The 6,238-nt window shown below is 52.0% G+C and carries 6 protein-coding genes; 3 read left to right on the forward strand and 3 right to left on the reverse strand.

Going from position 1 to position 6,238, the window contains the following annotated elements; translation table 11 throughout:
• Positions 1 to 28 precede the first annotated feature (28 nt).
• Both accD and PsW74_RS04030 read left to right on the forward strand, forming a co-directional pair.
• Positions 29 to 949, forward strand: a complete 921-nt coding sequence (gene accD, locus PsW74_RS04025; RefSeq protein WP_063286245.1) for an acetyl-CoA carboxylase, carboxyltransferase subunit beta — start codon at positions 29 to 31, stop codon at positions 947 to 949.
• A 104-nt stretch (positions 950 to 1,053) separates the two neighbouring features.
• Complete coding sequence (locus PsW74_RS04030) at positions 1,054 to 2,379, forward strand: folylpolyglutamate synthase/dihydrofolate synthase family protein (RefSeq protein WP_063286244.1); 1,326 nt, start codon at positions 1,054 to 1,056, stop codon at positions 2,377 to 2,379.
• A gap of 88 nt (positions 2,380 to 2,467) precedes the next feature.
• On the opposite strand, the gene cysK is transcribed toward PsW74_RS04030, so the two are convergent.
• The 3 genes from cysK to dut form a co-directional block, all read right to left on the reverse strand.
• The gene (cysK, locus tag PsW74_RS04035; protein ID WP_063286243.1) at positions 2,468 to 3,433 is read right to left on the reverse strand and encodes a cysteine synthase A; all 966 of its coding nucleotides are present in this window, start codon (positions 3,431 to 3,433) and stop codon (positions 2,468 to 2,470) included.
• 256 nt (positions 3,434 to 3,689) lie between these two features.
• On the reverse strand, positions 3,690 to 4,367 hold the full coding sequence (locus PsW74_RS04040) for an HAD family phosphatase (RefSeq protein WP_063286242.1): 678 nt from the start codon (positions 4,365 to 4,367) through the stop codon (positions 3,690 to 3,692).
• A 93-nt stretch (positions 4,368 to 4,460) separates the two neighbouring features.
• Positions 4,461 to 4,919 (reverse strand): dUTP diphosphatase, encoded by a 459-nt coding sequence (dut, locus tag PsW74_RS04045; protein WP_063286241.1) that lies wholly within the window; start codon positions 4,917 to 4,919, stop codon positions 4,461 to 4,463.
• A 203-nt stretch (positions 4,920 to 5,122) separates the two neighbouring features.
• Between dut and PsW74_RS04050 the strand changes: the two genes are divergently transcribed.
• Complete coding sequence (locus tag PsW74_RS04050; protein WP_063286240.1) at positions 5,123 to 5,899, forward strand: class III extradiol ring-cleavage dioxygenase; 777 nt, start codon at positions 5,123 to 5,125, stop codon at positions 5,897 to 5,899.
• Positions 5,900 to 6,238 lie beyond the last annotated feature (339 nt).

A 6,238-nucleotide genomic window follows, 5' to 3' on the forward strand; every position in this document is an offset into this window, starting at 1 on the left:
AAACGAAATTAAAGACAGGCGGCAGCCCGTGAACTGGATTAACAACGTCGTACGGCCGAAAATCCGCAGCTTTCTCGAAAAGCGCGAAATTCCGGAAAACCTTTGGATCAAGTGCCCTGAAACTGGCGAGATGGTCTTCCATCGCGATTTGGAGGCAAACCAGTGGGTTGTACCAAACTCCAACTTTCATATGCGCCTCTCCAGCAAGAAGCGTTTGGAGTATTTCTTTGACCAGGGTGAATACACCAGCATCGAGACTCCAGAAGTTGCTGTCGACCCACTGAAATTCCGAGACCAGCGCAAGTATGTTGATCGCCTGAAAGATGCCAAAGCCAAAACCGAGATGACCGACTCTGTCGTTGTTGCCAGCGGTAAGGTGAACGGTTACGACATGACCACTGCGGTTCAGGATTTCGCCTTCATGGGCGGTTCTCTTGGCATGGCAGCTGGCGAAGCGATCATTCGCGGTATGGAACATGCCGTTGAGCACAAAACACCTTTCGTCATGTTTGCTGCTTCCGGCGGTGCACGCATGCAGGAAGGCATCCTCTCGCTGATGCAGCTGCCACGGACTACTGTAACCGTGCAGATGCTGCGTGAAGCAGGCCTGCCTTACATTGTGGTGCTGACCAACCCGACGACCGGTGGTGTAACGGCTTCCTACGCGATGCTGGGCGATGTTCACATTGCTGAGCCTAACGCTTTGATCGGCTTTGCTGGCCAGCGCGTGATTGAGCAGACTATTCGCGAGAAGCTTCCTGAAGGCTTCCAGCGTTCTGAGTATCTGCGTGATCACGGCATGGTCGACATGGTTGTGCATCGCCACGAGCTGAAAGAAACCATTTCCAACCTGTGTAACCTGCTGATGAAGCGTGAAGCTCAGCTGCCAGTGCTTGAAGAAAAGCCTGCAGAACCAGAGGCTAGCACTGAGGTTGCTGCAACCCAATAAGCCTTTACGGCTCACGGAGTTGCGATTTGCTTTAAAAAGTCCGGCATACCGTGCCGGGCTTTTTCTTTATTCAGTTGCCCAGCAGATTTGAAGGTGGATAGCCAATGAACAAGATCAAAGCCGCCCTTGATCGTTTGATGAAACTTCATCCCGATGAGATTGATCTGTCCTTAGACCGTATGCATCGGGTCATGAAGGCGCTGGGGAGCCCTGAGACACGCATTCCGCCAGTCTTCCATATAGCGGGAACCAATGGCAAAGGCTCTACCGGAGCCTCAGTCAGGTCGCTTCTGGAGGCGCAGGGGAAAACCGTTCATGTGTATTCCTCACCGCACCTGGTTCGTTTCAACGAGCGCATTCGGCTGGGTGGTACAGGACGCTTTGTTGAAGATGATGCACTGCTTGAAGCGATTGAGCAGGTTGAGAGAGCCAATGGCGGTCAAGAGCTGACATTTTTTGAGGCAACAACTGCTGTTGCGTTCTACCTGTTTGCCGACAATCCTGCTGATTATCTTGTTCTGGAAGTCGGGCTTGGTGGTGTTCTGGATGCCACCAACGTTGTTGAGAAGCCGCTGGTGAGTGTGATTACGCCGATCTCAAAAGACCACGAGAATTTCCTGGGTGATAGCCTTGAAGGCATTGCGCTGGAGAAGGCTGGGATCATCAAGCCGGGTTGTCCTGTTGTTGTGGGTCCGCAAGCGGATGCTGTGTGGGATGTGATTGAGAACAAAGCCGGGCGGGAGCGCGCGCCGATCTGGTTCCAGGGACAAGAGTTTTCTGCCTGGGAAGAGGGCGGGCGGCTTGTTTATCAGGATGAGTTTGGCTTGCTGGACCTTTCACCGCCAAAGCTTGCCGGTTTCCATCAGATGTCCAACTCCGGTCTTGCATTGGCTGCGCTGAGGGCGGCCGGCTTGCTAGAGAGCGAAGAGGCGCGGGTTGCTTGCGATAAAGCGCTGCGCTCCATCAACTGGCCAGCACGGATGCAGCCTCTCTATGAAGGTAAACTCTTTGACGAGCTGCCAGAAAGCAGTGAGATCTGGGTTGATGGCGGGCATAACCCCGGCGCGGCCAAGGTGATTGCTTCTTTTCTCGCGGATTTGACGGATAAGGCATCCCGACCGACCTATCTGGTCATGGGCATGATGAGCACCAAAGATCCGGAAGGGTTCTTTGAGCAGTTTGAAGGGCTGGCAAAGCATGTCATCTGTGTGCCTTTGACCACCACAAGCGCAGGACGCTCTCCGATTGAACTTGCGGAGATTGCACAGACTGCGGGCCTTTCAGCATCGGCTCATGGCACCATGGACAGAGCGATTGCGGAGATCAGACGGCGCGCGCAGGATGAAGACGAAGCGCCGCGCGTTCTGTTTGGTGGCTCACTTTACTTAGCTGGCGAAATTCTTGACAGAAATGGCACACCGCCTGAGTAAACAAGGTTTGATTCAGACTCGAAATGATCGGTAGACACAAAAAAGGGAGGCAATTGCCTCCCTTAATTCGTTTCAGTTCTCGCCGAGATCAGGCATCCAGACCTTCGAAGAGAGCGGTTGAGAGGTAACGCTCCGCGAAGCTTGGAATGATGATGACAATGTTTTTGCCTGCCATCTCATCACGTTTGCCAACTTCGATAGCAGCTTTCAGCGCCGCTCCGGAAGAAATACCGACCGGAACGCCTTCTGTTTTCGCCACTTCACGAGACAGTGCAAACGAGTCCTCATTGGAAACGGTGACCACTTCATCATAAACAGCGGTATCCAGAACGCCCGGTACGAAACCAGCGCCGATGCCCTGAATTTTGTGCGGACCAGGCTGACCGCCGGACAGAAGCGGGCTGTCAGCTGGCTCAACAGCGACCACGTGAAGGGCTGGATTGCGCTCTTTCAGCACCTGAGAAGTACCCGTGATGGTGCCGCCGGTGCCGATGCCGGATACGAATACATCAACGTTTCCGTCGGTGTCGTTCCAGATTTCTTCAGCAGTGGTTTTGCGGTGAATCTCAGGGTTGGCAGGGTTTTCGAACTGCTGCGGGATTACTGCGTCTGGAATCTCCGCCAGAAGTTCTTCCGCACGTGCGACAGCACCCTTCATGCCCTTTGGACCTTCAGTCAGGTCAATCTCAGCGCCCAGAAGCTTCAACATCTTACGGCGTTCGATGGACATGGTCTCCGGCATCACGAGGATCAGGCGGTAACCTTTTGCAGCTGCGACGAAGGCCAGGGCGATGCCTGTGTTGCCGGAGGTTGGCTCGATCAGAGTGGTTTTGCCCGGAATGATCTTACCTGTTGCTTCCATTGCCTCAACCATTGCGACACCGATACGGTCTTTCACGCTGGAAATCGGGTTGAAGAACTCGAGTTTGGCAAGCAGGTTGCCTTTTACGCCGTGAGCCTTTGCCAAACGGTCCAGACGTACGATTGGTGTGTTTCCGATAGTCTCAGTGATGGAAGAGTAAATTTTTCCACGACCCGGCTTGGAAGTGCTCATCGAAATCCCCTTTATGCAATTTGCTTGTGAGTTTGAGCCCTGTCTCGGCGGAAGAATCCCGAGCTGCAGCCTCATTAAATTTCTTAATGAAATGTAGGAAGTGTAACGAGGGTTTTCGAGGTTTCAAAAACCCCGAAAACTACAAGACGTAGAAACGTGATGCAAAATACAGCAGAACCATAGAATTACATTCTATCTGAGGGATGATTTAGTATGGTCTTTTGCAGAAAAGACCGTTTCCTCAGAAATAGATGAGTTATGCGGTGGTTTGATCCAGCGCTTCGAGACCCAACAGGGCAGGTAATTCAGACATGTGACCGAAGGTGGTTGCGCCCAGAGATTTGGCCTGCTCGATGTCTGCGTTTACATCGCCTGTGTAGTTGAAGACGCGCATTCCTGCGGCTTTTGCGGCTTTGATGCCTGCGATACTGTCTTCAATTACAACGCATTGCTCTGGCTTAAAGCCCATGCCTTTGGCTGCGTAGAGGAAGATATCCGGCGCTGGTTTGCCCATTTTGCAATCCTGCGCAGAATAGAGCACGTCCTTGAAGGTTTCCCAGAGGCCAGAGGAGCCAAGTGTCATCTGCATCTTTTCATAGCGACCTGAGGAGCCAACGCAGAATGGAATGCCTTCTGCTTTCAGATGAGCAACAACATCCAGAATACCCGGAATTGGCTCAATACCAGCTTCAAACGCGACCAGATCAGCCTGGCGAACCTGTGCAGCCCAGTCATCAGGAAGCTTTTTGCCGCTGAGGCGCTCGGCTTCTTCCTTAATGGTGTCCATTGCGGTGCCGGTGAAGCGGTGGTGACATTCCAAAGGCGAAAAATCGAGGCCGATTTTCTTCATGAAGTCAGAAAGGACTTCATTCGCTATGGTTTCGGTGTCGACAAGAATGCCATCACAATCGAAAATCACCAATTCCGGCTTCATAATTCTTCCTTGTATTCCGCAGAGCCTCTCGCCTTCATGGGAGTTGACGCGAGATGCTCCAGTTTTCTTCCAGCGTATCCTTTGAAGATGCGCTTAAACGCCAGAGGAGCCAAACCCGCCTTCACCACGTTCGGTGGTTTCAAGCTCTTTGACTTCTTCGATCTGCACTTGCGTGACGGGAGCAACGACCATTTGAGCGATGCGCATTCCGCGTTCAATCACAAAGGTGTCTTCCCCCAGATTGATCAGGATGACCTTCACTTCGCCGCGATAATCAGCATCAACCGTACCTGGTGTGTTGAGGACCGTCACACCGTGTTTAGCGGCCAGACCTGAACGTGGACGAACCTGCCCCTCATGACCAGATGGCAGAGCAAGTGAAAGGCCCGTTGGCACCATCGCCCGCTGTCCGGGCTTCAACTCGATCGCATCTGTATTTGCTGCCTGCAAATCCAAACCAGCAGCCTCCGCACTTTGATAAGCAGGAAGCTCTAATCCTTCGCTGTGGGGAAGGCGCGTAATTTTTAGTTTTGGTGTCATGAAGAGGCCCATTGATAAGAGGCGTCTTTTCTAGCAGGAGTTTGCAATTTCTTCCAGTAGGCGCATGAAATTCGATCAAGCTCCTTATCCTAGGATAAGGTCACTTTTAGTGAACAGTCCTATCAACTTTACTGAGATTGGTCGCAATTCACTAATGCAATACACTGTTGAGAATAAGGAATTCATCAACAAACCGAAACAAAAAAGCGTTTCACATGAAACAATCGCCTCTCTTTTTGCCCCATGGAGCACCAGATCTCGCAATAAGACCTGAGCTGGAAGCTCATCAGTTTCTCAAAAACCTTTGTGTTTCAGAGGTTAAGCCCAATGCGATCGTGATCATTTCGCCTCATTGGCAAACAGAGCGGCTTGTCATCACGTCAGCAGGTCCGTTGAAGACCATCCATGATTTTCGCGGCTTCTCGCCGAAACTTTATGACATGCAATACACTACGGATGCCCCAAGCTGGCTGGTTACTCGCACACACGACGCCATTACGCGCTATGGCCTGACCGTTTGCGAAGATAATTCATGGGGTTTGGACCACGGTGCCTGGGTTCCTTTGTCCCTGGCTTTTCCTGATGCGGACATTCCAGTGGTTCAGGTGTCTTTGCCCTATGCCTATGGAAGCGAAGAGAGCTTTAACCTAGGGCGTGCTTTAGCTCCGCTGGCGGAAGAGGGTATCCTTGTTATTGGCAGTGGTGCGTTGACGCATAATTTTTCTGAAGTCAGCGGCAATGGTGTCACACCAGACTGGGCATTGGAGTTTGACCACTGGATTACCGAGCTTGCGGAACAAGGGGAGACCTGCGCACTGCTCTCTTCCAGCAATCATAAGTACTACAAAAAAGCACTGCCAACTGATGAACATTTCCTTCCGCTTCTTGTGGCATATGGAGCTGCAGGTGAGCAGGCTTATGGCGAAAAGCTGCATGAGAGCTTCACTTACCGCTCCATCAGCATGAGTGCGTTTCGGTTTCGTAACAGGTAGTCACCAAGAGACTATATCAGTTAAACTCCCTTGGTGCCGTCCTAACTTTTGAGCTGGGATCCATAACCGATTGCTTTTTCACGAAGGCGTTCGGTCAATTTCTGACACTGGGGTTATAGATCCCGGCTCGGGGGCCGGGAAGACACCGGTGGGTGGGGCAAAGACTGTCTTAAAAAACTTATTCCCCTTCTGAAATCCTCCCATATTCTGAACCTATGCATACGTAACGGGCTGCTGGCGGAGCGACCGTCAGTTTGTCGTAGGTTGGGTTGGGCTGTTGGAAGACGTAACGCACCTTTCAGTGGTCCGGTGAACCGAACTTCAAACGTGACCGCATGG

This window comes from Pseudovibrio sp. W74, assembly GCF_001623085.1.
GTDB lineage: Bacteria > Pseudomonadota > Alphaproteobacteria > Rhizobiales > Stappiaceae > Pseudovibrio.

Excerpts from the sequence above, each read along its gene's own strand:
- PsW74_RS04030 (WP_063286244.1), top strand. The coding sequence starts at position 1,054 with ATGAACAAGATCAAAGCCGCCCTTGATCGTTTGATGAAACTTCATCCC.
- cysK (WP_063286243.1), bottom strand. The coding sequence starts at position 3,433 with ATGAGCACTTCCAAGCCGGGTCGTGGAAAAATTTACTCTTCCATCACT.
- PsW74_RS04040 (WP_063286242.1), bottom strand. The coding sequence starts at position 4,367 with ATGAAGCCGGAATTGGTGATTTTCGATTGTGATGGCATTCTTGTCGAC.
- dut (WP_063286241.1), bottom strand. The coding sequence starts at position 4,919 with ATGGGCCTCTTCATGACACCAAAACTAAAAATTACGCGCCTTCCCCAC.
- PsW74_RS04050 (WP_063286240.1), top strand. The coding sequence starts at position 5,123 with ATGAAACAATCGCCTCTCTTTTTGCCCCATGGAGCACCAGATCTCGCA.